We start from the raw sequence: 25,315 nt of genomic DNA on the forward strand, positions 1-25,315 counted from the left end.
GACACCCGATCTGGCATGATGACTCGATTCCCGCCTACTCGGCCCCTTCCCGTGTCCACGGTCTGTGCCTGAGCGCGACCGGACGATGGCGTGTGGGAACGGGCACTTCTGGAGATCCCGAATGTCGCGTTTCACGTTCGCGCAAGTCAAGGAAGAGACCTACAAGCCCAGGGACGCCTGGTGGACGGTCTTCCTGGTCGACCCGCTCGCGGGCCGTCTCGTGGTCTGGACCGCGAACCGCACCAACATGACACCCAACCAGCTCACGCTCGGTGCCGGCGTACTGGGCCTGGCGTCCGCCGTGTGCTTCGCGCTGCCCGGCTGGCAGGTTCCCGCCTCCTGGGCGTGGCTCGTGCTGGGCGGTCTGCTGTTCCACCTCAGCTTCGTTCTGGACTGCATGGACGGCAAGATCGCCCGCCTCAAGGGCAACGGGACGGTGTTCGGGGCCTGGGTGGACTTCGTCTTCGACCGGATCCGCTTCTTCGGCTGCCTGATGGCGCTGCTGGTCGGCCAGTGGGCGGCCACGGGGAACGTCGCCTACCTGGTCGTGGCGCCGGTCGTGGTCTTCTTCGACCTGCTGCGCTACCTCAACGCCGCCCAGGTCGCCAAGACGCGCAAGACCATGCGGCGGGTGCTCGCGGAGGACTCGGGCGACGAAGCGCAGATCCGTGCGGCGGCGGTCGGCGACGACGACCCCGAGAACGAGGACTCCGACACCGACGCCCCGGCGCGTCCCGCCGCCGGCGGCGGCTCCCTCTACGCCCGCGTGCGGGACGTCCTGCTCCGGCACCGGGTGCGGCCGCACCTGTTCAGCGGCATCGAGTTCGAGATGTTCGTGTGCGTGGTCGCCCCGGTGACCGTCCTGGTGTCCTTCTTCACGCCGCTCAACAGCCTCATCATCCCCGTCGCGGTGCTGTCGTGCCTGGCCCTGGCCTTCTTCGAGGTCGTCCTGGTGCTGCGCCTGTGGCGTGAGACGCGGCGCTTCGAGGCCCGTCGCCGGGAGACGGCCTCCTCCGCCCCCCTGGCGGTCGGCGAGAGCTGATCCCGCGCGTGCGAAGGCCCCCGGGCCCCCTTGCGGAGGGGCCCGGGGGCCTTCGCGTCGGTACTCGGCCGACGCCCCGGGTCCGTACCGCGGACCGCCGCCGACCCGGGTCAGGCCTTCTTCTCGACCGCGGGCGCGCCGCCGGCGTCGTCGGCCGGAGTCTCACGGGCCACGGCGCCGTGGGCCGGAGCGTCCCCTCGCAGGAGCCACCTCAGGCGCGGTTCCACCGCCCACTGCAGGGCCTTGCGGACCCACGGGGTGCACAGGAGCAGGGTGATGCCGATGCCGATCCCGATGGCGAGTGCCAGCCCCACGGCTCCGTCCATCTCCTCGTACCAGGGCGTGGCCTTGAGCAGGATCAGGGCCACGGAGTGGCCGAGGTAGACGAAGAGCGTGTAGGCGCCGAGCGACGTGATCCACATCCGGCGCTTGGGCGTGAGCGCGAGCACCGCGATGGTCATCGCCAGTGCCAGGCCCATGAACGCCAGCCGGATGCCCATGCTGGGCATGATCGGGTCGATGTCCCGGTCGGTGAGGCTGTCCTTCCAGAACAGCCAGTCCCGGCTCAGCCGGTCGGAGATGGGGACCGCGAGCACCGCCGTGGAGACGAGGACGGCCACGGACAGGACCCGCACCCAGACCCGGTCGAGGTAGGCGAAGTGCGCGCGGCGCAGGCTCAGGCCCAGCACGAAGAAGGGCAGGAAGCTGAGTACACGGCCCAGGGCCAGGGTGCCTCCGCCGAGGTCGGTGGTGGAGGCGAACACCGAGATGAGCACCGCGATGGCCACCGGCCAGCGGAGCCGCTGCCACACGGGCACGCTCAGCCGCCACATGAACAGGGCCACCAGGAACCACAGCGTCCAGGTCGGCCTGAGCACCGACAGGGAGTCGGGCAGCCCTCCGCGCTCGATGCCGTAGATCGTCTGGTGGATGGTCCAGAACACGAGGTAGGGCACGGCCAGCGACACGACCAGCTTCTCCACGCGGCGCGACGAGGCGTCGAAGGACCGTGAGAGGTAGCCGCTGATCATGATGAACGCGGGCATGTGGAAGAAGTAGATCCAGTAGTAGAGGGCACTGGCGGGCCCGTAGTCGCGCAGCGGTTCGATCGCGTGGCCGACGACGACTAGCGCGATCAGGATGAACTTGGCGTTGTCGAGCCGCGCGTCACGTCCGGGCGCGCGTTCGGACACCGGACCCCCGGGCGCGGCGGGAAGAGTGGCCGGGGCCGACCCCGACCCTGGCTGATGGGACGCTGAACTGACGGTGGATGAGGCCACGAACGGTCTCCGAGACGACGGGTGCGGTATGACGGTGTGCGCTGGGCCCACGGCCCGAGTGGTGGGCCGAGACCGGCGGGGGATGTCGGAACGCTGGTCGGTGCCGCGTGGCGGATGGCCCGGGAGGAGGACACCGAAGGTCGGATGAATTCGACTCGTGCGTCGTTACCCTACTGAGACATCGTGGAGCACGCCAGGGGTTTCGCCAAATCGGGAGAAAGGGCGGTGGCGTCGCTCACCCTCGTGCCGGGCGCCGACCATCAGGGGATGGTAACCCATGGGTGCGGAGTCGTGTGCCTTGGGTGACCATGGCAGTGTGGGGCGGCGACGGCCGCGCAGATAGGCTGCACACAGGCCGAGGCGCCGCGCAGGCGTTCGCCCAGTCGAGATCGAAGAAGGCGGTGGAAACCGTGCCGCACGCGGTGGACCCCAACCGTGCAGCCCAGCACGGCAGTGTGGTCATGCGACTCCTCGACGAGATCTTTCCGCTCGTCGAGGGGTTCTATGTCGACCTGCACAAGAACCCGGAGCTCTCCCACTCCGAACATCGCACCGCCAGCGGCGTCGCCGAGTGGCTGACCCGCACGGGCTACGAGGTCCACAAGGGCGTCGGCGGCACCGGCGTGGTCGGTGTGCTGCGCAACGGCCCCGGCCCCACGGTGATGCTGCGCGCCGACATGGACGCCCTCCCCCTGGAGGAGCGGACCGGGCTGCCCTACGCCAGCACGGCGCACGCGACCGACGGTGAGGGCAAGGAGGTCCCCGTCATGCACGCGTGCGGCCACGACGCCCACACCGCGTGCCTGGTCGGCGCGGCCGACCTGCTGTCGGAGACCCGTGAGGAGTGGGCCGGCACCGTCATGGTCGTCGCCCAGCCCGCCGAGGAGACCCTCGACGGAGCCCAGGCGATGCTCGACGACGGGCTCTACGAGCGCTTCGGCCGCCCCGACGTCATCCTCGGGCAGCACCTGGGTCCGCAGCCCGCCGGACTCATCTCCCACCGCGCCGGCGTCATCCTGGGCGCCGCCGACTCCTACCGGGTGCGCATCTTCGGCGAGGGCGGCCACGCCTCCCAGCCGCACACCACCATCGACCCGGTGCTCGTCGCCGCGCACATCGTCACGCGCCTGCAGGGCGTGGTCTCGCGGGAGATCAGCCCGAGCGAGATGGCCGTCCTCACGGTCGGGCGCATCCAGGCCGGGACCAAGGCCAACATCATCCCGGACGAGGCCTACCTCGAAGTCAACACCCGGGCCCTCAACGACAACGTGGCCCGGCAGCTCGAAGCGGCCATCGAGCGCATCGTGCGCGCCGAGGCCGCGGCCTCCGGCGCCACCCGCGAACCCGAGATCGAGCGCTTCGAGGGCGCCGGCATCACGGTCAACGACCCCACCAGCACCGCCGAGGTGGCCGCAGCCCACCACGCCTACTTCGGTGACGACTACGTCATCCACCTGCCCGACCCCTTCCCGGGCACGGAGGACTTCAGCTGCTTCGGCCTGCCCGGCGACCCGCAGCCCATCCCGTACGTGTTCTGGTTCGTGGGCGCCACCCCGCACGACGTGTGGGAGGCCGCCCCGGGCGACACCCCCTACGAGAAGATGGGCAACGTCCCCAGCAACCACTCGCCGTTCTTCGCGCCCTCCCGCGAACCCACGCTGCGCGCCGGACTCGCGGCCATCACCGTCGCCGCGCTGTCCTACCTCGGCAGCGAGCGGTCCGCGCAGCCGGCGCCGACGCCGGGCGCGGCGTCCATGGGCGGGGCCTACCAGGAGCACCCCTACGACGGCGGGCCCGAGCCGGTCGGGGACCCCTTCCCCGTCCACGACGCCCCGCCGCCGGCCGGCGACCCCGTCGGGGCCTCCGACGACTCCTACGGCCCGCCCCCGGCGGGTCCGCGGCAGTCGGCCGACCCCTACGGTCCGCCGCCCGGTGAACCTGCTCACCCCAGCGGCTACGGCCCGGTGCCGGGAGAGGCGGCGCCCGGCGACTCCTACGACGAGCCCGCGGGTTCCCACGGCCCGCCCAAGGGCGAGCCGTACGCGCCCCGGGCCGAGGGCGGCGCGCCGCAGGAGGCCAACGACGCCTACGACAGCGCGTTCCTGGCCTCCTCCTGGCCCGAGCCGGGACAGGAGGACCCGGCCAAGTCCACCCATGACGCCGACATGGACGCCGTCATCGGGGCACAGGACGAGGAACTGCGCGAGGAGTGGCGCGGCGAGAAGGCCGAGGAGTCCACGCTGTCGGCGGACATGGCCGCCATCCTGGACGACGACCCCCAGGGTCCCCCGCCCCAGGGGCCGCCGCACGGGCAGCCCTCGGGCCCGGCGTTCGGCGGGCCGCCGCCCAGGGGCGACGCCCACCAGGCGCCCCCGCCCGGCCCCGACGACGACCTGCCCGACTCCGAGTACCGCCTGTGACCCCGGATGGGGATCATCGCCCGGCGCTGGGGTGATCCCCGTCTGGCGCGGGAACTGCGCCATCCGCTGGAGAACAGGCTCCTGTTCGTGTGCGTGGCCGTCACGTGCCTGGCGGTCGTGGGCGCGCTCAGCCGCGCCTACGCGGGCGAGCCCGGCGAACCGCTGCTGCTGTTGAGCATCCCCGCGCTCGTGTACTTCGTGCGCGGCCAGCTCTTCGCGCGCCAGCGGATCAACGGGGTACGCATCACCGAGGACCAGTTCCCCGAGGCGCACCGGATGGTCGTCGAGGCCGCGGCGGTGTTCAACATGCGCCGTGTGCCCGAGGCCTACGTCGTCCTGGGCAACGGCGTGCTCAACGCGTTCGCGTCGGGGCACGGCAGCCGCCGCTACGTGGCCATCAACAGCGACCTGTTCGAGCTGGGCGGCCGCCTCGCCGACCCGGACGCGCTGCGGTTCGTCATCGGCCACGAGGTCGGCCACATCGCCGCCGGGCACACGTCGTTCCTCCGGCACTTCGGCATCTCCGTGGCCAACGTCGTCCCCGGGGTGGGCAGCACCCTCGGGCGGGCGCAGGAGTACACCGCCGACAACCACGCCCACCTGTACTGTCCCGAGGGCGCGCAGGGGCTGCGGACGTTCGTGGCGGGCAAGTACCTCTACACCGCGGTGGACTTCGACGCCGTCGCCGCGCGCGCCCGGACCGACACCGGGTTCTTCGTCCTGCTGGTCAACCTGCTCTCCAGCCACCCGGTGAACACGTTCCGGTTTGCCGCGCTGGCCGACCGCAGCCGACCGGGGCGGGTGCTCTGAGGGGGTGGGGTGGTTCGGGGCGCTTCACGCCGGGGTGGTTCGGGGCGCTTCACGCCGGGTCCTTCGTCGTCGACTTGCCTTGCTCGCAAGCTCGCTGCGGCCCCGTCTCCTCCTGCAGGCCCCGGCGCGCCCCTCACCCGTGCTTTCCTTGGGCCTCCGCTCGTTCCTCGCTTTGGCCCGATCAACCCCCCTGTGGTCCCGGCAGGTCCGTTGACCTTCAACCCCCTGCGGATCTGTCAGTGGAACGGCTTGCGTCCGACCCCCTGTGGTCCTGGTCCTGGCAGGTCGAACCGTTGACCTTCAACCCCCTGCGGATCTGTCAGTGGAACGGCATACGTCCAACTCCCCTGGGGGCCTGGGGCCCTGTGGTTCTGCGGGGCTGCGTGGGGCTCACTCCTGTCTGGCGGGTAGGCGGGCGGCGACCTGCGGGGGCAGCGTCTCGTGGCGCAGGTAGGACCGTGTGAACACGCCGGTGCCGTGGGAGATGGAGCGCAGCTCGACCGCGTACCGCGTCATCTCCAGCGTGGGCACCTCGGCGCGGACCACGGACCGGCCGCCGTCGGCGGCCTCGGTGCCGACCACGCGTCCGCGGCGGGCGGACAGGTCGCTCATCACCGTGCCGAGGTAGGACTCGTCCATCTCCACGGTGACCTCGTCCACCGGCTCCAGCACCGACAGCTTCGCGGCGGTCGCGGCGTCCTTGAGCGCGAGGCGGCCCGCCTTCTGGAAGGCCATGTCGGAGGAGTCCACCGAGTGCGCCTTGCCGTCGTAGAGGGTCACGCGCAGATCCACCAACGGGTACCCGGAGTCCACGCCCTCGGCCATCTGCGCGCGCACGCCCTTCTCCACCGACGGGACGAACTGGCGCGGGACGACCCCGCCGACGATCTCGTCGACGAACTCCAGGCCCGAGCCCGACTCCAGCGGCTCCACCCTGATCCGGCAGACGCCGAACTCGCCGTGGCCGCCGCTCTGCTTGACGTTGCGGCCCATGCCCTGCGCGGGGACGGCGAAGGTCTCGCGCAGCGGCACCCGTACCGGACCCGTCCGCACGCGCACGCCGTGCCGGTGCTCCAGCCGGTCCAGGGCGGCGTCCAGGTGGGCCTCGCCCAGGCTCCACAGGACCATCTGGTGGGTCTCCGCGTTGACCTCGACCCGCAGTGAGGGGTCCTCGGCCACCAGGCGCGACACCGACTGCGACAGTTTGTCCTCGTCGGCGGCGGAGGCGGCGCTGACCGCCACCGGCAGCAGCGGCTGCGGGAAGCGCCAGGGCGAGACGCGCAGCGGCCGGTCCCGGCCGGAGATCGTGTCGCCCGTCCGGGCCGCGGGCAGCTTGGAGACCTGGCACAGGTCACCGGCGACGACCTGGCCCACCGGCCACGCGTCCCTGCCCAGCGTGACGTGCAGCGCGCCCAGGCGCTCGTCCTCGCCACTGCGGTCGTGCTCGTCGGAACCGGTCATGCCGCTGGGCACGCCGTGGCCGTGCAGGTGGACCGGGCTGTCGGAGGTGAGCGTGCCGGAGAAGACGCGTACGGTGCTGACCCGACCGACGTAGGGATCGCTGGTGGTGCTCAGGACCTCGGCGACCAGCGGGCCGTCGGGGTCGCAGGACAGTCCGTGCACCGGACGGCCGTCGGGTGCGACCACCTCAGGGAAGGAGCCCCGGGTCGGGTCCGGGCACGACAGCGGGAGTTCGCGCAGCAGCTCGCGCACGCCCACGCCCCGGGTGGGGCTGAGCGCCAGGACGGGATGGAAGCCGCCGGCGGCCACGGCCTGCTTCAGGTCCGCGATGAGCAGGTCGGGGTCGAGTTCGCCGCCCTCCATGTAGCGCTCCATGAGGGCCTCGTCCTCGCTCTCGGTGATGACCTCCTCGATGAGGGTCTCCCGCAGAGGGCCGGCGGTCCCTCGCAGCCAGTCGGGGACCGGACGCGGCTCGGGGGCGGATCCCGATCCGCCCCCGTCGGAGTAGTCGTAGTAGCGCTCGGATACCAGGCCCCACACGCCCACCACGTGGCGGTCGTCCCCGGTGCCCTCGACGGCGGGCACGTAGGCGGGATGGACGCCGCTGCCGAAAGCCTCCTGGCACTGGGCGACCACGTCGTCGTAGTCGGCGCGCGGGTGGTCGATCTTGGTCACGGCCACGGCGCGGGGCATGCCCACGGCGGCGCACTCCTGCCACAGCACGCGGGTGCGTCCGTCCACGCCGTCCAGGGCGGAGACGACGAACAGGGCGGCGTCGGCGCCGCGCAGCCCGGCGCGCATGGCGCCGATGAAGTCCGCGTATCCGGGGGTGTCGAGCAGGTTGACCTTGACGTCGCCCACCATGACCGGGTTGACGGTGAGGTGGACCGAGCGCTTCTGGCGGGTCTCGATCTCGTCGTGGTCGCTGACGGTCGTGCCGTCCTCCACGCGACCGGGCCGGGAGATCTCCCCGGCCGCGAAGAGCAGGGCCTCGACCAGGCTCGTCTTCCCGGCGCCCGTCGGACCGACGAGTGCGATGTTGCGGATGTTCTCGGGCCGATCGGCCCTCGGTACGGCTACGGCTCGATCTACCATCCCTGCTGCCCAGCCCTTCGGCGCGTTCGGGGCGACGCACGGGGTGGTACGTGCCACCGCCCACGATGTGACCTGTGACACTCTCTACGGTCGCTGTTCATCCCCCCGTCCACAAGAGGTCATCGGGTCCGGAATCCGTCATGTGCGCAATGCGGGCTTTGGGAGCCCTACTATTGCCCCGTGCCTTGGTCGGAGACTCTCCCTCAGTTCAGCCTCGCCGGGACCGTGCTGACGGTCCTGCTGCTCCTCTTCGCGGCGTTCGGCGAACCCTTCCTCGGTCGGCTCGCGTTCGCCCGCCTGGCCCGCAGCCGCCACGACGGCGGGCGAGCCCTGCGGCGCCTGTACGCCGTCACGGTGGCGACCCATGTCCTGTGGGGGCTGCTGGTCCTCGCGGTCCTGCTGCTCTCACCGGGGCTGGGCGCCGGTGACCTCGGCCTGCGGGTCCCCGAAGCCTGGGGGCCGATCGCGGGCGGCGCCGTCGGCGGACTCCTCGCGCTGGCCGTGCTGTGGATCCTCACCCACGGGCTGCCGTTCCGGCGGTCCGGCCAGGGGAGGAGGAGCGGGCGCAGGGGGTCCGGCCACCGGGGGAGCCGGGCGTCGAACGCGCCCGTGTCACTCCCCGAGCCCGGGCGCCACCCCCAGGGCCTCCTGGTGCCGCGGACGACGGTCGAGCGCCTGCTGGCCGGCGGCGCGGCGGTGACCGGCGGCGTGTTCGGGGAGCTGCTCTACCGAGGGCTGTTCATCGTCCTGGTGGCGGGGATGGGCGTACCGCTGTGGATCGCCGCGGTCCTGTCCGTGCTGCTGTTCTCGGTCGCCCACGTCTACCAGGGCTGGTGGGGCCTGGTCAGCGCCGGCGCCTCGGGCGCCCTGTTCACGATCCTCTACCTGGGCACGGAGAGCCTGTGGGTGCCGATGGCCGTGCACGTGGCCCTGAACCTGCGCTCCCTGGTGTTCCCGCCCGCCTCCGCCCGCGCCGACCTCGACGACGGCGACGAGTACGACGGGTACGACGAGTACCCGGACGAAGCGGCGACCTATGACGACCGTCCCTACGACGAGCAGCCTGACGGGGACCGGCCCTACGACGAGCGCCCCCACGGCGAGCGGGGCGCGGACGCCCACGGTTACGGCGAGCCGAGTGGCGGCGACGGCCGGGGCCACGGGCAGGCCCCGCTGTACCCCGAGCCGCCCTACGGCGCGCCCGCTCCCGCGACGGACCCGCGCCCCTACGAGGAGCGCTACGGCGACCGCCCGGCCCCACCGAACCCGTACGCGCCGGGTCCCGGCTTCCACGACGGGCAGCAGTCCTCCTACGGCGACCAGTACGAGCAGTCCTTCCGCGACCGGCCCTGATCGCGTCCGCGACCGCGACACACCCGGGCCGGATCCACACGCTCGGCGCGCGTCGGGCAGGATGGACGGGTGTCTGACGCAATCGACCATCCACTGTCCCGGCCCCAGGACCGCCGGTTCTGGCTGACGACGTCCGACGGCGTCGGTATCGACGCCGTTCTGCGGCGCGGCGCCGAACCGAGTGACACGGCCGTCGTCCTCGCCAACGGGTTCACCGGCACCTACCGCAACCCGCACACGCGGGCCATCGCCGAGACCCTGCTGCCGGTCGGCGACGTGATGACGTTCGACTTCCGCGGCCACCACGGCTCCGGTGGCCACAGCACCGTCGGCAACGCCGAGATCCACGACCTGGAGGCCGTCGTCGCCCGGCTGAGGACGCTCGGCTACACGACCGTGGCCACCGTCGGCTTCTCCATGGGCGCGGCCGTGGCCGTCCGGCACGCCGCCATCTTCGGCGGGGTCGACGCCGTCGTCTCGGTCAGCGCGCCCAGTCGCTGGTACTACCGGGGCACCCGCCGCATGCGCCTGCTCCACGTCGGCATCGGGCGCACCGCCGGGCGCTTCTTCCTCGAGCGCTTCCGCAAGGTGCGCGTCACCGACCGCCGCTGGGACCCCCGCCCGGCCGAGCCGCGGGAGGTCGCGGGGGAGATCAGTCCGACTCCGCTGCTCGTGGTGCACGGTGACGCCGACACCTACTTCCCGATCGCGCACGCCCTGGCCATCCACGAGGCCGCCGGCGAACCCCGGGACCTGTGGATCGTTCCGGGCATGGGGCACGCGGAACGGGCCGTCACCCCCGAGCTGTCGGCGCGTCTGCGCGACTGGCTCCGCGAACGGCTGGGTCCTTCCGAGAGCTGAGCACGGGACGGGCGGGGGCGGCGTCGACAGGACCGCCAGGGTCTACTACAAAGGAGGGATGACCCGACCCCGTACGCCCTCGTCCCGCCGCGGAGCGGGCGCCCAGGACGCCTCCCGCGATCGGCTGCCAGGTCTGGGCGGCCGGGGGTTCGCGCTGTTGATCGCGGCGACCGCTGTGGGCCTGTGCGGGTTCGCCGCCGTGCTGCCGCTGGTCCCCCTCTGGGCCAGCCGGGGCGGCGCGGGCGAGTTCGGCGCCGGGAGTACGACGGCGGCCTTCATGCTCACCACCGTCCTCACACAGCTCACCATGCCCTGGATGCTGGAGCGGGGCGGCTACCGGTGGGCCTTCCCCGTGGGCTGTCTGATCATGGGGCTGCCCACACCCCTCTTCGCCGCGACGGCCGACCTGGCTCCGCTGATCGCGGTCTCCGCGCTGCGGGGTGTCGGGTTCGGCATGGTCAGCGTGGCCGGGACGGCCCTGGCCGCGCGACTCGTACCGAACGAGCAGGTCGGGCGGGCCACCGGCTACTACGGACTGGCCGTCGGCCTCCCGCAGGTCGTCATCCTGCCCGGCGGGGTGGCACTGGCCCTGCAGATCGGCTTCGACACCGCGTTCTGGATCACCGGCGCCTGCTCCGTGGCGGGGGCCGCGCTGGCCGCCGGGATCTGGTTCGCCGACGGCGGGCGCAACCGGTCGGCACTGCGGTCGGCCCCGCGCCGTGGAGGCGCGGGCGACGTCGGCCCCGTCGGACTCCCGCTCCTGCTGGTCCTGGCGGCGCCCCTGGCCATCATGCTCGTGGCCGCCACGTCGGCGAGCACGGTCATCACGTTCCTGGCCATCCCGCTGGAGCAGGCCGCGTGGCTGGTCAGCGGCACGCTGGCGGCCCTGGCACTGGCCGTCGTCGCGGGCCGGTGGACCGCGGGGATGCTGCACGACCGCCACCGGCGCGCGCTGCTGCTCCTGCCGGGCGTGGCCGGCGCGGTCATCGGCCTGGCGCTGGTGACCGCGGGGCTGTGGACCGTGACCGGGGAGGGTCCGGCGCCCGGTCCGGCCGCCGCGGCCCTGGTACTGGCGGGAGCGGCCCTCTTCGGACTCGGGTTCGGCGCCGTGCAGAACGAGACCGTCATGCTCATGCTCAACCGCGCGGGCCCCGCCGGGTACGGGCGGGCCAGCGCGGTGTGGAACATCGGCTTCGACGCCGGCTCTGGCGTGGGCGCGATGGGCATGGGGCTGGTCATCCAGCTCATGGGCTACGGCCCGGCGTTCGCCCTGCTGGCGGTGCTGCTCGCCGGGGTCCTCCCGCTGGCCCTCACCGGCCGGGAACGCCCCGCACCCGCGCCCGCACCCGGGACGAAGGCCCGATAGGGCCCACATCGGGCCAAGGCAGGAGGGGCTGCGCCGCGGGCGTCCGTCACACGCCCTAGTTGACCGACGAGATGTGCACGTGGTCGTAGTGGTTGGCCGTCGCGCCGCCGCGGTCGTTCATGAACACCCACTGGCGGTTGCTCCGGTGCCAGATCCGCTGCTTCCAGATGACGTAGTCCACGCCGAGGCGGTCGGCGTTGTTGATCGCGTACTGGGCGATCTGGTCGCCGAGCGCGTTGTTCTCGCCCGACGGGATGGCGCCACCGGAACTCATCATGAAGTCGCAGGCGCGGCCGTCGCCGTGGTCGTCGGCGCTGGGCCGCCAGCAGCCGACGGGGTAGGGCGCACCATAGGTCATGATGATGTCGTCGCGGATCCCGGCCATACGGGCCGTGGTCGACCCCCAGCCGCCGCCCATGGCGCTCTCGGGGATCGTGCCGTTGCCGGGAGTCTCCGGGATCTGTGACTCCTCGTACTCCTCGATCTCGGCCTCGACCTCCTCGCGCTGGTCCTCCAGGGACTCGACGAGCTCGGCGGCCTCCTCCAGCTCCTCGGTGAGCTCGGTGGTGACCTCCTCCTGCTCGTCGCGCGTCTCGATGAGCTCGGAGATCTGATCGGCCTGGCTCTGGCCCAGATAGGTCAGCGTCGCGGCGTCGGAGAACATGTCCTCGGGATCGCTGGAGAAGACGACCTGCAGCGCCGGATCGAAGCCGCTGTTGTTCTTGTACTGGGCCGAGGCGATGCCCGAGACGCCCGATCGGGAGCCCTCCAGGCGCTCCTCGACCTCCTCCAGGTCCTCCTGGGCCCGCTCGACCCGGTCCTTGATCTCGTTGTACTGGAGCAGCTCGCCGCCGTAGCTCTCCTCGAGCTCCTCGGCGCGCTCGTTCAGCGCGTCGATGTCGATCTCGTCGTCCGGCTCGGCGTAGGCGGCTCCGGGCACGGTCAGCAGCAGTGCCAGGGAGACCGCGCCGACGGAGAGCGCGGCTCGGCCTGCGCGTGGGACTCGGAATCGGGGGCTGGGTGTCATCATCTGCTCCGTGGACGGTCTGAGCGCATTCGGTGGGCCGACGGCGACACATGGGGTGCCGTGGGGCGGGAGATGCTCAGCAGACCTTGCGAGATCTCTGGCGTCTGGTGCTCAATCAGGTGTTCGGGGGCAAGAGCGGGGATGTGTCCGAAGATACCCGGAGTCGGTGACCGCACGTGGCCGGACACGGGGAACGGGCGGTCCTCAGGCGGTGCCGCCGAAGGCACTCGGCAGTTGGACGCCGGCGGGCTCGGGCGTCTCGGCGGGCATGAACCAGTCGGAGCGACGGACGTCACGCAGGGCCCGGCGCCGGGTCGCGGGATCGAGGCGGTCGAGGTAGAGCATGCCGTCCAGGTGGTCGGTCTCGTGCTGCAGGCACCGCGCCATCAGGCCGGTGCCCTCGACGGTGACCGGCTCGTTGCGCAGGTCGACGCCGGTGACGACGGCGCGCTCGGCCCGGCGTGTGGAATACCACAGACGCGGCACCGACAGGCAGCCCTCCTCGTCCTCCTGCGTCTCCTCGGACAGTTCGGCGATCTCGGGGTTGATCACGTAGCCGATGCGGTCGTCGACGTTGTAGCTGAACACGCGCAGTCCCACACCGATCTGGGTGGCTGCGAGCCCGGCACGACCGGGGGCGTCCACGGTGTCCAGGAGGTCCTGGACCAGGGCCGCGGTGTGCTGGTCGAACTTGGTGACGGGCGTGGTCCGGGTGACGAGGACGGGGTCGCCGAACCGGACGATGGGGCGCATGCTCATGCCCCACAGAGTAGCCGGGCCGGGGGAGGGGGCGGTGCGGCATGCGGGTGTACGGCGGGGTTCAGGCGGCCAGGCTGGGGCGCAGCGACTCGTCCAGCACCATCTCGATGTAGTCCAGGGCGGCCCGGCGGCGCGCCAGGGCGTTCTCGTACAGCGACGGCGCCTGGACGCCGCGGCGCACGCGCAGGCACTCGTTGACGATCCGCTGCCAGCGGTCGGGGAAGGCGTGCAGTGCGTAGGCGCCCGCGCCTGACTTGGAGGTGATCTCGCCGGTCTTGAGGGTGAAGTGCAGACGGCTGACGCTGAGCACGCTCCAGGAGGGGGCGAGCGAGCCCAGGACCGCGAGGCCGCGCGGAGTGACGAGTCTTCCGGCCCGTTCGCGCCAGCGCCGCCAGTGCTCGTCCAGGGAGCCCAGCGACCACGCACGCAGGCTCTCGGGCTCGTCCCACACGTCGAGTTCGACCGGGTGCGGGCCCCGGACCGGGACGCCGCGTTCGGCGAGGATGTGCCAGGTGGCGGGGTTGACGTCGGAGCTGGCGCGCTCGCGGAAGCGGCCGCCGACCACGGAGGGGAGGGGGCCGCAGGAGGCGGAGTCGCGGGTGAGGTGGTCCCAGGTGACGTGGACGCCGTTGAACTGGGGCCGCGGCAGGTCCGAGCGGGTACGCGCGTGCGCGCGGCGCAGCTGCTCGATCTCGCGGGTGCCGGGGGTGTCCGCGGTGACGATGACGAAGTCGACGTCGCTGGTGTGCGGTCGGTAGTCGCCGAGGGCGACCGAACCGGTCAGATAGAGGCCTTCGACCAGGCCGGGGGCCTCCTGGTCCGCGTTGGCGAGGAAGGTCTGGGCCAGCGTCTGCACCCGAGGGTGGACGGCCATGCTCACTCCAGTCTGATGGTGGGTTCGTGCGCGCGACCTGGTGTGGGTAGGACCGGCTCGCTGTGGCTCGGGCTCGGCCCTGCGCCTGTTGGGGCCGCTGGGGCTATCGCCTTCTCTCCCCAAGTCTGGGCGGGTGCGCTGATGATGGCAAGTGATCACGCCGGACTTGCATCCTGTCTCCCCACGTCACGTGGTGTACGGCTATGCCGGAGAGGGGGAGCTCGCACCCTTGACAGATCCGCGGCCCGTATGCAAAAGGGCTGCTGTGGCCCTCGCGCGGGCGCGAAGCGGGCGCGCCACGAGCGATGGGCCCGGGGCGATATCGCCGGGGTGCTTCGTGCCCGTTCCTCCGGCGCGCGGGGCGGGGTCGGTTCGCGCGTCGGCGTGCGCAATCCTCCGCACGTGCATACGCACGGTTCTTTGCATGGGATTCTTTTGCCGTGGCTTTTCGCTAGAGAACTCTGCGTGAAAGCGGGGCGGTCCGCGGAGGCCATTCCGAGTGTGGCGTCCGCCATGTTCTACTCGTCGGTAACACCGTAACCGCAAGGGATCCGTGCTCGTGTTCGCTGGTCGGGGCGTCATCGGACCTGCCGTATGCGCGGGCACTCCCGGCCGTTCGCCGGAAGGCGGTGCACAGCACAGGCCGCAGATGTGGACACGCCCCATCTTTTCGGCGATTGTTAGGATTCACCAAGCCTCCCCCAGGTGATACCCATCACAGCCATTGTTCTTTGTTTTCATCCGTGTAACACGAGAGCACCCTCCCGAAACTGTGCCTCATTACCGTCTGGGGAGAACGGCAGATCTCGCAGCGATTCCAAGGAGCCGGAATGGTCCCGACCATGGTCCTCGTAGCCGACGACGCGCGTGACGCCCACAGACGCGAGGCCCTGTGCGGCCTCGCGGCGGCGGTGGCCAGCCGTGGAGAGGTCCCTGTGACCGCCGCCTTCGGCAGCCCCGACGAAGTCACCGCCACCCTCCGTTCCGTCGACGGCCCCAAGGTGGTCGTCCCGGCGTTCGTCGCGGGTGGCGACGTCGCGAGCGCCCACCTCCTCTCCCGCATCGGCCTCGGCCGGCTGGAGAACGTCTGCCAGACCGCGCCCCTCGGCGCGGTCCCGTCCATCGTCGCCGACCTCGCCGGACGCCTGGGCGAGTCGGGGTGGAGCCGGGACGACGGCGTGGTCCTGGCCGCCGACGGCACCACCGGCACCGAGGAGCGCCAGGTGGTCATGGACGTGGCCCGCATGCTCAGCCGCCGCCTGGGCTCCCCGGTCCAGGTCGGGTACCTGCGCACCTGGGCGCCCTCGGTGTTCGACGCCGTCGACCGCCTGCGCCGGGACGGCCGGGAGCGCGTCGCCGTGGCGGCCTGGCGGCTGGTGGACGGCCCCGACTTCGAGCTGCTGCGCGGGCTGGACGTCACCGCCATCACCGCGCCGCTGTGGCCCTCCGAGCTGGTCGTGGACACGCTCCTCGCCCAGCACCGGGCGGTCAAGGGCCGACTGGCCTGAGCGGACCGCGACACGGTCCGCCGGGGTCCCGTGCCGGGAAACGGTGCTGTGAGGGTAGGCGCGCCGTTACCGGAGGTGCCGGGGTGGGTAGGGGTCCGAACGGGCGGGAACTCCCCGCACCCACAATGTGGCACCGTGCCCCGCCGCCGACCGCGCGGAGTGGCACGGACCGGGAGCGGCCCCCTCTCCGGACCCGGACTCCCTCCCGGCCGCGACAGCCTCGCGCCCGTGCGGGCTCCCCGCGCGGTCGCCGCCAACGGACCAACGCGTCGGCCGTCGGCGTCGGGGGCCGAACCCTGCCGGACACCGACGCGCGCGACCCGAAGGTGGAACTCATGAACGACGTCACAGCGCGGTTCGTCGACGATCGGCAGCGCCGACGTCTGGAACGGCGCTTCGGCGCGCATGTCGGCGAATGGCTGACCGAAGTCCCCTCGATCGTGGAGAAGCTCGCCGCCGAATGGGGGCTGACGGTCGAGGGGCCGGCCCCGCACGGCCGCACGTCCGTCGTCCTCCTGGTCAGCCGTGCCGACGGCAGCGAGGGGGTCCTCAAACTCAGCCCGGACGGTGGGCTGGCCGTCTCCGAAGCCCGGCTGCTCCGCATGTGGGCGCCCTCGCACCGCGTTCCGGAGGTCTGGGGCCTGGACCCCGACCGCGGCGCCATCCTCATGGAGCGCGTCGACGGCGAGACCGTCGCGGCCACCGGTGTGGTCCCCGCGATGGAGACCGTCGGCTCCCTCATCGCCCAACTGCACGCCGTCGAGGTGCCGCGCGCCGAGCTCATGGAGCTGCGCCCCCTGACATCGCGGGTGCAGTTCATCTTCGACCTGTGGTCCCGCGAACGCGCCGAGGGCCCCGCCGCGGAGATCGTTCCCGCCCCCGTGATGCACCAGGGCCTGTGCCGGGCCCGCGACCTGGCCCACGGCGAGGTCGGAGTGGTCCCCCTGCACGGCGACCTGCACCCCGGCAACGTCATCGACGGCGGCCCGCGCGGGCTGGTCGCTCTGGACCCGCGCGCGTGCCTCGGCGACGGCGCCGTCGACGCGGTCGACTGGACGGTGTGGCAGGCCAGCAGCCTGCGGGAGGTGGAGCGCCGGGTGGACGTGCTGTCCCGCGTCATGGACGTGGACGGGGACCGGCTCATGGAGTGGTCCCGCGCCTTCGCGCCCTGCATGGTCGTCGCCAAGGCCAACCGCGGCCAGACCGGTACCGAGGAGTTCGACGTCCTGATGGAGATGGCCGAGGGCGTCGCCTTCGCCAGGCGCTAGGACGTGGTGCGCCCCGCCCTGACCGCGACGGGCGGGCTCCACCGGCCACGCCCCGGCCGGCCCGGGGCCCGACCGCTCAGGCCGGGGTCTCGAACCGGTAGCCGCGGCCCGCCTCCGTGATGAGGTACCGGGGATGCGCGGGATCGGGCTCCAGCTTCCGGCGCAGCTGTGCCATGTAGACGCGCAGGTAGTTGGTCTCACTCTGGTACGAGGGGCCCCACACGTCGTGGAGGAGGCGCCGCTGGCTCACCAGCTGTCCGCAGTTGCGGGCGAGGATCTCCAGGATGTGCCACTCCGTCGGAGTGAGCCGCACCTCCTCGCCGTTGCGCACCACGCGCTTGGCGCCCAGGTCGACGGTGAAGCACGACGTGCGCACCACGGGCGCCTCCTCCGAGCGCACCGACCGGCGCTCGGCCGCGCGCATCCGCGCCAGCAGCTCGTCCATCCCGAACGGCTTGGTGACGTAGTCGTCGGCCCCCGAGTCCAGGCAGCGCACCTTCTCCCCGGCGGAGTGCCGAGCGGACAGGACGATGATCGGCACCTGGGACCAGCCCCGCAGCCGCTGGATGACCTCCATGCCCTCCATGTCGGGCAGCCCCAGGTCCAACAGGACCACGTCCGGGTGCCGGTCGGCGGCCAGCCGCAGCGCCGCGGCACCGTCCGCCGCGGTGTCCACGTCATGCCCGCGCGCCCTCAGGTTGATCCGCATCGCCCGGATGATCTGCACGTCGTCGTCAACGACCAGGACCCGCATCGGACCTCTCCTCGCCTGCCTCGTTCGGATCCGCCGCCTTCAGCGTGAACACCATCGTGAGTCCGCCGCCGGGTGTGTCCTCCGGCGTGAGCGTCCCGTGCATCGCCTCCACGAAACCACGCGCCACCGCCAACCCGAGACCGACCCCCGTGCCCTGGGGCGCGTCGCCCAGGCGCTGGAAGGCCTCGAACATCCGGTGCTTGCCCTCGTCGGAGACCCCCGGGCCCCGGTCCGCGACGCGCAGCTGCACGTTCTCGCCGTGGGCGCTGGCCGCGACGAGCACCGGGCTGCTGGGGTCGGGATTGTGTCGGACCGCGTTGGTGACCACGTTGGCGATCGATCGCTCCAACAGCCCCGCGTCGGCGCGCACCCGCGGCAGGGAGTCGGGGACGTCCACGGTGACCGAGCCGTGCGGCAGGCCCAGGAGCGTGACGGGGACGACCTCCTCCAGCCCGACCGCGCGCAGCCGGGGACGGACGTTGTCGGTGTGGACCCTGCTCATGTCCAGCAGGTTGTCGATGAGCCGGTTCAACCGGTCCGTGGACTCCTCCACCGTCTCCAGGAGCGCCTCGCGGTCCTCGGGGTCGAGTTCGATGTCGGTGGCGCGCAGGGTCGACAGGCTCGCCTTGATCGAGGTCAGCGGCGAGCGCAGGTCGTGCGAGACGGCCGCCAGCAGGGCGGTGCGGATGCGGTTGCCCGCCGCCTGGCCGCGCGCCTCGGCGGCGTCCCACTCCAGCCGCTGGTGCTCCAGGGCGATGCCGATGTGCGCGGCGAAGGCCCGCAGGACCCCGCGGTCGGCGGCGGGCAGCACCCGCCCCCGCAGCGCCAGGGTGAGGGTGTCGGAGATCGACACCTGCACGTCGGCCTCGTCCGGGGTCTCGCACGCGGGAGCGCCGACGCTGTGGACCACCCGCCACCGGCCCTCGTCCAGTTGCTCCAGGAGGGTCGCCGACCGCTGTGCGAAGGTCTTGCGGATGCGCCGGAGCAGCGCCTGGAGGGGTTCGCTGCCCGAGAGCACGCTCCCCGCCAGCAGTGTCACCGCCTTGGCCTCGGCCCTGCCGCGCGCGGCCTGGGCCGACCGTCGCGCCGCCATCTCCACGACCACGGCGACCAGCGTCCCCACCAGCGCGAACGCGGTCAGGGCGAGCATGTTGTCCAGCGACACCGGTGGTCGTCCGTGCAGAGGTGAGAGCACGAACGTGAGCAGGAGCGCGCTCAGCACGGCGGAGGACAGCGCGGGCCACAGGCCCCCGACGGCGGCGGTCGAGACGGTGATGAGCAGCAGGAGCAGGGCGTCCGAGGCCGCGCCCACCCCTCGCAGCGGCGGCACCGTCAGGACCAGGGACAACAGGAACGGGGCCACCACCGCCAACGCCCAGCCCACCACCCTGCGGTGCGGTCCCAGGCCGCGGCCCGGCGGCGGAAGCGGCCAGCGCCCGGTTCCGACCTGCTCGTGGGTGACGATGTGCACGTCGATGTCGCCGGACTCGCGCGCCACGATGGTGCCGACCCCCGGACCGAACACGTACTGCCACGCGCTGCGGCGCGAGGATCCCAGGACGATCTGGGTGGCGTGCACGCCGCGGGCGAACTCCAGCAGGCCGGTGGGGACGTCGTTGCCGACCACCTGGTGGTAGGTGCCGCCGAGTTCGGCGAGCAGTCGGCGCTGGCGGAGGAGGTCGTCGGTGGGCGACTGGGCGATGCCGTCGGGCGGCACCACGTGCACCGCCATGAGGTGGCTGGGCTGGGGGTGCCCGCCGCGCGAGCGGGCGGCGACCCGGGCGGCCCGCAGGATGAGGGTCTCCCCCTCGGGGCCTCCGGTCAGCGCGACGACGACGCGTTCGCGCGCCTCCCAGGTGCTGCGGATCTTGTGCTCGCCGCGGTACCGGGCCAGCCCTTCCTCGACCCGGTCGGCGGTCCACAGCAGGGCCAGCTCGCGCAGGGCCGCCAGGTTGCCCTCGCGGTAGAAGTCGGACAGGGCCGCGTCCACGCGCTCCGCCGGGTGGATGTCGCCGTGCGCCATCCGGCGGCGGAGCTCCTGCGGTGTCAGATCGACGAGTTCGATCTCCGTGGCCGCGCGCACCACCCGGTCGGGGACCGAGCGCACGGGGGGAGCGCCGGTGATCTGCTTGACGACGTCGTTGAGGGACTCCAGTTGGTGGATGCCCACGGTGGACACCACGTTGACCCCGGCCGCCAGGAGTTCCTGCACGTCCTGCCAGCGGGCGGGGTTGGGCGAGCCGGGGGCGTTGGCGTGCGCCAGGTCGTCCACGATCGCCAGGGCGGGGGCACGGGCGATGACGGCGCCGGTGTCGACGGCGCCTGAGGCCAGGGTCGGGATCGCCTCCAGGCCCTGGAGCAGGGCTTCGGTGCCGGGACGGCGGTGCGTGTGGGCGACGGCGACCACGGTGTCGGTGCCGCTGGACGACCGGCGGTGCGCCTCGGCCAGCGCGCTGTGGGTGGTGCCGACCCCGGGAGCCGATCCCAGGTAGATACGGAGCTTGCCTCGTGCCACGGATCCATTGTCGGTCCTCCGGGGAGCGGCCGGGCCGGGAGAGGGGCCGCGGTCACTCCTGGGGGCCGGGGATGAGCTTGCCCGGGTTCAGGACGCCGCGCGGGTCGAGCGCGCTCTTGGCGGCGCGCAGGACGTCGGCGCCCAGCGCACCGATCTCCTCGGCCATCCACGGCCGGTGGTCGGTCCCCACGGCGTGGTGGTGGGTGATCGTCCCGCCGTGGGCGACGATCGCGTCCGAGGCGGCGCGCTTGGCCCGCTCCCAGCGGTCCAGGGGCGCCGCGCCCGCCGCGGTCGCCACCGTGAAGTACAGCGAGGCGCCGGTGGAGTAGGTGTGCGACACGTGGCACATGACCACGGCTCCTCCCTCGTCGCCCTCCAGCGCGGAGGTGAGCGCGTCGGACACGGCCGCGTGGAGCGGCAGCAGGTCGGTCCAGCTCGCCGCGGTCTCCAGGGTCTCGGCGAGGATGCCCGCCGAGAGCAGGGTGTCGCGCAGGTACGGGGCGGAGAAGCGGTTCTCCCGCCAGTGCGCCACCGGCTCCGGACCGAGCCGGGTGCCGCCCGCGGCCGCCAGGACGGCGCCGACGGCCGCGGCGCGCGCGGCCACCTCCGCCTCCGTGCCCTCGAAGCCGACGACGGCCTGGCAGCCGGGTGTGGCCTCGCGGCCGGCCAGGGCGGCTCCCACGAAGGTCTCCGACTCGTCCAGCACCCGCGCCATGGTGGGGCGGGTGTCCGACTGCGCCAGGGCGCGCAGGGCGGTGGCCCCGGTGGGGAAGTCGGGGAAGGACCAGGCCTCGTCCAGGACCGTCTCCGGCCTGCGCCGCACGCGCACGCCCACTTCGGTGATGACGCCCAGGGTGCCCTCCGAGCCCAGCAGCAGGTGCCGCAGGTCCGGGCCGGCGGCCGACGCCGGAGGACCGCCCGCGGCCAGGGTGCCGCGCGGAGTCGCCGCGCGCAGGGACACCACCATGTCCTCGAAGCGGCCGTACCCGGAGGAGGCCTGGCCGCTGGACCGGGTGGCGGCGTACCCGCCGATGGTCGCGTACTCGTAGCTCTGCGGCATGTGCCCGAGGGTGCAGCCGTGCTCGGCCAGTACGGCCTCGGCGCGCGGGGTGCGCACACCCGCGCCCAGGACGGCGGTCATCGAGACGGGGTCGAAGGAGACCAGCCGGTCCAGGCGCCGCAGGTCCAGGGCGACCACGGCGTCGAAGCCGCCGCGCAGCGGGGTCAGCCCGCCCACCACGCTGGTGCCGCCGCCGAAGGGGACCACGGCCACCCCCTCGTCCGAGCACACCTCCAGCAGGCGCAGGACCTCGTCGTGGTCGGCCGGGTAGAGCACCGCGTCCGGAGCGGGGTCCGCCGACCCGGCGCGGCGCAGCAGGAGGTCGGGGGTGCTCTTGCCGCCGCAGTGGCGCAGGCGGGTGGCGTCGTCGTCGGCCAGGTGGGCCTCGCCCGTCACCGCGGCCAGCCGGGCGCGCACACGCGGGTCCAGGCGTGGCGCGGGCAGGCGGACCTCGCCCTCGGGGACCGGTGGCATGTCCTGGGGGCGGGCGCGCAGGACCTGGGCGATGAGGTCGCGCAGGCCCGGGTCCAGGGAGCGTGCCCGGGCGGGGTCGCCCCAGCCGAACCAGCTCATCTCCGGGGCGCCGACCGTGCGGCGGGGGGTGTTCGTGTCGTCGTGAGCCATGCTCTACAGTTTTACACATGGTGTCAAAACGTAACGTTGAGGACCGGATCATGGACGCGGCCCTGGTCTGCGTCGAGTCGTTCGGGGTGCGCCGGACGACCCTGACCGACGTCGCCCGCCGTGCCGAGGTCAGTCGGCCGACCGTCTACCGCCGCTGGCCCGACGTCACCGCGCTCGTCGCCGACCTCCTGACCCGCGAACTCCGGCGGATCCTGCTCGCCCAGGAGGCGTCCGACGCCGGGCCGGACGGCGGGACGGTCCGCGCCCGGCTGGTCCGGCACGCCGCCGGAGTCGCGCGCGCACTGCTCGCCCACCCGCTGTTCACCCGGATCGTCGACACCGAGCCCGAACTCCTGGCGACCTACACCTTCCACCGCCTGGGCACCAGCCACCGGGCCGCCCTCGACATCGTCGAGCCGGTGGTCGCCGACGGCCAGCGGGACGGTTCCGTCCGCGCGGGCGATCCGGCGGTGCTGGCACGGTTCGTCCTCGTCACCGTCCAGGACACGGTCACCTCCCGCCGCCTGTTCGCCGACCTCCTCGACGAGGACGCCCTGGTCGACGAACTGGCCACCCTCCTGGACGGCTACCTCGCCGAGGGTCGCGGCTAGGGCATGTTCCGCGGAGCCTTGCGGCCGCGAGCCCGCAAGGCCACGGGAGCCGCCACCGGGGGAGCCCGGCGGGCGCCTCCGCCCCGACGCCGCTCTCGCCCGCCCCCGGCGGGCCGCCGCCCGCCACCCGTCTTCCGTCAGAAAGGCCGTGTTCCCGTGCACCCGACCCAGTCGACCTCGCTCAACGCCGCCCGCCGTTCCGCCGACCTCGCGCGTCTGGAGGAGTGCCCTGAGGTCGACGTGCTGGTCGTCGGCGGCGGGGTCACCGGGGCCGGAGCCGCCCTGGACGCGGCCTCGCGCGGGCTGTCCACCGTGCTCGTGGAGCGCTACGACCTCGCCTTCGGCACCAGCCGGTGGAGCTCCAAACTCGTGCACGGCGGACTGCGCTACCTGGCCAAGGGCCAGTTCGGCATCGCCTACGAGAGCGCCCGCGAACGCGATCTGCTGATGACCGTCACCGCGCCCCACCTGGTGCGGACCCTGCCGATGGTGATCCCCGTCCACCGGGACACCCCCGCGGCCCAGGCGCTGCTGATGTGGGCGGGCACCGGGCTGGGCGACGTCCTGCGCCGGGCCGCGGGCACGCGCTCGGCGGTCCTGCCGCCCCCGCGCCTGCTCACCGCCGCCCAGACCCGACGCCTGCTGCCCGGCGTGGCCGTCGACGGGCTGCGCGGCGGCCTGCTGTCCTTCGACGGCCAGCTGGTCGACGACGCCCGGCTCGTGGTCGCCCTGGCGCGCACGGCCGCGGGGCACGGCGCCGGCGTGATCACCCGCTGCTCGGCCCAGAGCATCACCGCCGACGGCGTGCTCCTGCGCGACGAACGCACCGGGCGACTGGTGCCCGTACGTCCCCGCGCGGTCGTCAACGCCACCGGGGTGCACGCGGGGGAACTCGACCCGGGCGTGCGCCTGCGCCCCAGCCGCGGCAGCCACCTGGTCGTGGACTCCGCCGCCCTCGGCGACCCCCGGGCCGCCCTGACCGTGCCCGTGGACGGCGGCACCGCCCGGTTCGTGTTCGCCCTTCCCCAGGCGGACGGCCGCGTCTACGTCGGACTGACCGACGAACCCGTGGACGGCGCTCCGCCGCACGTGCCCACCGTCCCCGAGGACGACGTCGACTTCCTGCTCGCGCAGATCAACCGCGCGCTGCGCACCCGGCTCGTCCGGGACGACGTGCGCGGCTCCTTCGCCGGGCTCAGACCGCTGCTGCGCGCGGAGGGCGACAGCGCCGACCTGTCGCGCGAGCACGCCGTCACCGTCTCCGAGCACGGCGCGGTCACCGTCGTCGGGGGCAAGCTGACCACCTACCGGGCGATGGCGGAGGAGGCCGTGGACACGGCCGTGCGGGAACGCCGGCTGAACGCGGGCCCCTGCCGTACCCGCGACCTGCCGCTGGTCGGCGCGGCCGACCGATCGGAGCTGGCCGACCTGGCGGCACCCCGGCGGCTGGTCGCCCGGTACGGAGCCGAGGCGCCCGCGGTCCTGGCCGGGGCCGAGGAGGATCCGGCTCTGCTGGAGCCGGTCGCGTGCGGGGTGACCGGCGCCGAACTGCGCTTCGGCGTGCGCCACGAGGGAGCGCTGGACGTCGACGACCTCCTGGAGCGCCGGACCAGGATCGCCCTGGTGGACGCCGACCGCGAGGCCGCGCGGACCGCGGCCGAGACAGCCCTGGCGCAGATCCGGTGAGGCATCCGGGCCCGTCGGGCCGGGCCCGCGCCCCGGGCGGGGCCGGCATTCGGATACGCGCCACACCCGCATCCCCTGTCCCGTAAGGAGATCATCGCGTAAGGTCGTAGCCGTCGCTCGCCGCTGCCCCCACCGGCGCAGGACGCTCCCCCAGCCGGCCCCTCCTTCGGTGTGCCCGGTCACCAGCCCCCTGTCCGCCGCCCGCCACCACCCTCGACCGCGAGCCCAGGGCTCCGGCCGTCGCCAAGGAGTCACCCATGCCCACGCTCGTTTCCGTGCCCACCCTGGCCCAGGCGGAGGGCTCCGTCCTCTCGGGGGTACCGGACGAGTACCGGCACTACTTCAACGGGCGCCCGCCCGTGCCCTTCACCAAGCGGCACTGGGAGTTCCCCGGCGAGCCGGCGAGCGTCCCGCTCGCCCGCGCCTTCCTGGACACGTGCGCGGCCTGCCGGGACAGCGAGTTCCGCTACGTGTTCTCGCTCCTGGGCACCGAGCTGGCCACCAACGCGATCCGGCACAGCCGGTCCGGGGAGGAGGGCCAGACCTTCGTGCTGCGGGTGAACCGCGGCCCCAACGGACTGACCCTGGTCTGCCGCGACAGCGGCGCCCCCAGCCGGGCGGCGGCGGGGGAGGACGGCCCCCTCAGCGCCGGAGCCCTGGCCGGGGACCAGCTCACCGCCGAGAACGGGCGCGGTCTGGCGCTGGTCGACAGCTTCGCCACCGCGTGGGGCGACAACGGCCACCCCAGCATCCGCAAGGTGTGGTTCCACCTGGCCTATGACCTGACCGGGAGCTCCTGGCCCGCGGCCTGACCCGTCGGGCCGCGGGGCCGGGACCGGTGGGGGAGCGGGCCTTGTCAGGGGGTCGGCGGCGTGCCACGATACCGACCAGTACGTCACCGCGACGCGGACCACGGAGCGGCGCGACTCCGCGCGTTCGCG

The 25,315-nt window shown here is 73.1% G+C and carries 19 protein-coding genes; 11 read left to right on the top strand and 8 right to left on the bottom strand.

The window, feature by feature from the left end:
* Positions 1-121 precede the first annotated feature (121 nt).
* A complete protein-coding gene (locus M1P99_RS17350) occupies positions 122-1,042 on the top strand; it encodes a CDP-alcohol phosphatidyltransferase family protein (protein WP_304453653.1) in 921 nt (306 codons plus the stop codon).
* A gap of 110 nt (positions 1,043-1,152) precedes the next feature.
* Here M1P99_RS17350 and M1P99_RS17355 read toward each other — a convergent pair whose 3' ends face one another.
* Positions 1,153-2,235 (bottom strand): acyltransferase family protein, encoded by a 1,083-nt coding sequence (locus M1P99_RS17355; protein WP_304453654.1) that lies wholly within the window; start codon positions 2,233-2,235, stop codon positions 1,153-1,155.
* Between the two features lie 488 nt (positions 2,236-2,723).
* On the opposite strand from M1P99_RS17355, the gene M1P99_RS17360 reads away from it, so the two are divergent.
* Complete coding sequence (locus tag M1P99_RS17360; RefSeq protein WP_304453655.1) at positions 2,724-4,742, top strand: amidohydrolase; 2,019 nt, start codon at positions 2,724-2,726, stop codon at positions 4,740-4,742.
* Positions 4,743-4,748: 6 nt separating this feature from the next.
* Positions 4,749-5,552, top strand: a complete 804-nt coding sequence (locus tag M1P99_RS17365; protein ID WP_304453656.1) for a M48 family metallopeptidase — start codon at positions 4,749-4,751, stop codon at positions 5,550-5,552.
* A 390-nt stretch (positions 5,553-5,942) separates the two neighbouring features.
* Here the strand turns inward: M1P99_RS17365 and M1P99_RS17370 are convergent, their stop codons facing one another.
* Entirely contained in the window at positions 5,943-8,108 is a 2,166-nt protein-coding gene (locus M1P99_RS17370; protein WP_304453657.1) for an elongation factor G-like protein EF-G2, read from the bottom strand.
* A 180-nt stretch (positions 8,109-8,288) separates the two neighbouring features.
* Between M1P99_RS17370 and M1P99_RS17375 the strand changes: the two genes are divergently transcribed.
* From M1P99_RS17375 to M1P99_RS17385, 3 genes are all read left to right on the top strand, one after another.
* Positions 8,289-9,461: a CPBP family intramembrane glutamic endopeptidase gene (locus M1P99_RS17375; RefSeq protein WP_304453658.1), complete on the top strand. Its 1,173-nt coding sequence runs from the start codon at positions 8,289-8,291 to the stop codon at positions 9,459-9,461.
* Positions 9,462-9,530: 69 nt separating this feature from the next.
* A complete protein-coding gene (locus M1P99_RS17380) occupies positions 9,531-10,322 on the top strand; it encodes an alpha/beta hydrolase (protein ID WP_304453659.1) in 792 nt (263 codons plus the stop codon).
* A gap of 58 nt (positions 10,323-10,380) precedes the next feature.
* A complete protein-coding gene (locus tag M1P99_RS17385) occupies positions 10,381-11,688 on the top strand; it encodes an MFS transporter (protein ID WP_304453660.1) in 1,308 nt (435 codons plus the stop codon).
* 55 nt (positions 11,689-11,743) lie between these two features.
* Here M1P99_RS17385 and M1P99_RS17390 read toward each other — a convergent pair whose 3' ends face one another.
* The 3 genes from M1P99_RS17390 to M1P99_RS17400 form a co-directional block, all read right to left on the bottom strand.
* The gene (locus tag M1P99_RS17390; RefSeq protein WP_304453661.1) at positions 11,744-12,715 is read right to left on the bottom strand and encodes a hypothetical protein; all 972 of its coding nucleotides are present in this window, start codon (positions 12,713-12,715) and stop codon (positions 11,744-11,746) included.
* A gap of 204 nt (positions 12,716-12,919) precedes the next feature.
* Positions 12,920-13,474, bottom strand: coding sequence for a peptide deformylase (def, locus tag M1P99_RS17395; protein ID WP_304453662.1), 555 nt, complete (start codon positions 13,472-13,474; stop codon positions 12,920-12,922).
* A gap of 61 nt (positions 13,475-13,535) precedes the next feature.
* Entirely contained in the window at positions 13,536-14,348 is an 813-nt protein-coding gene (locus tag M1P99_RS17400; RefSeq protein ID WP_304453663.1) for a nucleotidyltransferase domain-containing protein, read from the bottom strand.
* Positions 14,349-15,178: 830 nt separating this feature from the next.
* On the opposite strand from M1P99_RS17400, the gene M1P99_RS17405 reads away from it, so the two are divergent.
* Positions 15,179-15,856, top strand: coding sequence for a sirohydrochlorin chelatase (locus tag M1P99_RS17405; RefSeq protein ID WP_304453664.1), 678 nt, complete (start codon positions 15,179-15,181; stop codon positions 15,854-15,856).
* Between the two features lie 335 nt (positions 15,857-16,191).
* Positions 16,192-17,124 (top strand): aminoglycoside phosphotransferase family protein, encoded by a 933-nt coding sequence (locus M1P99_RS17410; protein WP_304453665.1) that lies wholly within the window; start codon positions 16,192-16,194, stop codon positions 17,122-17,124.
* 76 nt (positions 17,125-17,200) lie between these two features.
* Here the strand turns inward: M1P99_RS17410 and M1P99_RS17415 are convergent, their stop codons facing one another.
* Genes M1P99_RS17415 through M1P99_RS17425 form a run of 3 tightly spaced genes read right to left on the bottom strand, consistent with a single transcriptional unit; the run spans position 17,201 to position 22,077 of the window.
* Complete coding sequence (locus M1P99_RS17415; protein WP_304453666.1) at positions 17,201-17,878, bottom strand: response regulator; 678 nt, start codon at positions 17,876-17,878, stop codon at positions 17,201-17,203.
* On the bottom strand, positions 17,859-20,393 hold the full coding sequence (locus M1P99_RS17420; protein WP_304453667.1) for an ATP-binding protein: 2,535 nt from the start codon (positions 20,391-20,393) through the stop codon (positions 17,859-17,861). Before M1P99_RS17420 ends, M1P99_RS17415 begins: the two co-directional genes overlap by 20 nt.
* A 52-nt stretch (positions 20,394-20,445) precedes the next feature.
* Entirely contained in the window at positions 20,446-22,077 is a 1,632-nt protein-coding gene (locus tag M1P99_RS17425; RefSeq protein ID WP_304453668.1) for an FAD-binding oxidoreductase, read from the bottom strand.
* Between the two features lie 17 nt (positions 22,078-22,094).
* On the opposite strand from M1P99_RS17425, the gene M1P99_RS17430 reads away from it, so the two are divergent.
* From M1P99_RS17430 to M1P99_RS17440, 3 genes are all read left to right on the top strand, one after another.
* Complete coding sequence (locus M1P99_RS17430) at positions 22,095-22,688, top strand: TetR/AcrR family transcriptional regulator (RefSeq protein WP_304453669.1); 594 nt, start codon at positions 22,095-22,097, stop codon at positions 22,686-22,688.
* A 156-nt stretch (positions 22,689-22,844) separates the two neighbouring features.
* Entirely contained in the window at positions 22,845-24,374 is a 1,530-nt protein-coding gene (locus M1P99_RS17435; RefSeq protein WP_304453670.1) for a glycerol-3-phosphate dehydrogenase/oxidase, read from the top strand.
* Between the two features lie 257 nt (positions 24,375-24,631).
* Positions 24,632-25,186: an ATP-binding protein gene (locus M1P99_RS17440; RefSeq protein WP_304453671.1), complete on the top strand. Its 555-nt coding sequence runs from the start codon at positions 24,632-24,634 to the stop codon at positions 25,184-25,186.
* Positions 25,187-25,315: the final 129 nt, after the last annotated feature.

Origin of the sequence: Nocardiopsis sp. YSL2, assembly GCF_030555055.1 — a bacterium.
Taxonomy (GTDB): domain Bacteria; phylum Actinomycetota; class Actinomycetes; order Streptosporangiales; family Streptosporangiaceae; genus Nocardiopsis.

Bases quoted from the DNA above. Each gene is read 5' to 3' on its own strand.
- M1P99_RS17430 (WP_304453669.1), top strand. From the start codon at position 22,095: ATGGTGTCAAAACGTAACGTTGAGGACCGGATCATGGACGCGGCCCTG.
- M1P99_RS17350 (WP_304453653.1), top strand. From the start codon at position 122: ATGTCGCGTTTCACGTTCGCGCAAGTCAAGGAAGAGACCTACAAGCCC.
- M1P99_RS17410 (WP_304453665.1), top strand. From the start codon at position 16,192: ATGAACGACGTCACAGCGCGGTTCGTCGACGATCGGCAGCGCCGACGT.
- M1P99_RS17405 (WP_304453664.1), top strand. From the start codon at position 15,179: ATGGTCCCGACCATGGTCCTCGTAGCCGACGACGCGCGTGACGCCCAC.
- M1P99_RS17370 (WP_304453657.1), bottom strand. From the start codon at position 8,108: ATGGTAGATCGAGCCGTAGCCGTACCGAGGGCCGATCGGCCCGAGAAC.
- M1P99_RS17385 (WP_304453660.1), top strand. From the start codon at position 10,381: ATGACCCGACCCCGTACGCCCTCGTCCCGCCGCGGAGCGGGCGCCCAG.
- def (WP_304453662.1), bottom strand. From the start codon at position 13,474: ATGAGCATGCGCCCCATCGTCCGGTTCGGCGACCCCGTCCTCGTCACC.
- M1P99_RS17400 (WP_304453663.1), bottom strand. From the start codon at position 14,348: ATGGCCGTCCACCCTCGGGTGCAGACGCTGGCCCAGACCTTCCTCGCC.
- M1P99_RS17390 (WP_304453661.1), bottom strand. From the start codon at position 12,715: ATGACACCCAGCCCCCGATTCCGAGTCCCACGCGCAGGCCGAGCCGCG.
- M1P99_RS17425 (WP_304453668.1), bottom strand. From the start codon at position 22,077: ATGGCTCACGACGACACGAACACCCCCCGCCGCACGGTCGGCGCCCCG.
- M1P99_RS17440 (WP_304453671.1), top strand. From the start codon at position 24,632: ATGCCCACGCTCGTTTCCGTGCCCACCCTGGCCCAGGCGGAGGGCTCC.
- M1P99_RS17415 (WP_304453666.1), bottom strand. From the start codon at position 17,878: ATGCGGGTCCTGGTCGTTGACGACGACGTGCAGATCATCCGGGCGATG.
- M1P99_RS17365 (WP_304453656.1), top strand. From the start codon at position 4,749: ATGGGGATCATCGCCCGGCGCTGGGGTGATCCCCGTCTGGCGCGGGAA.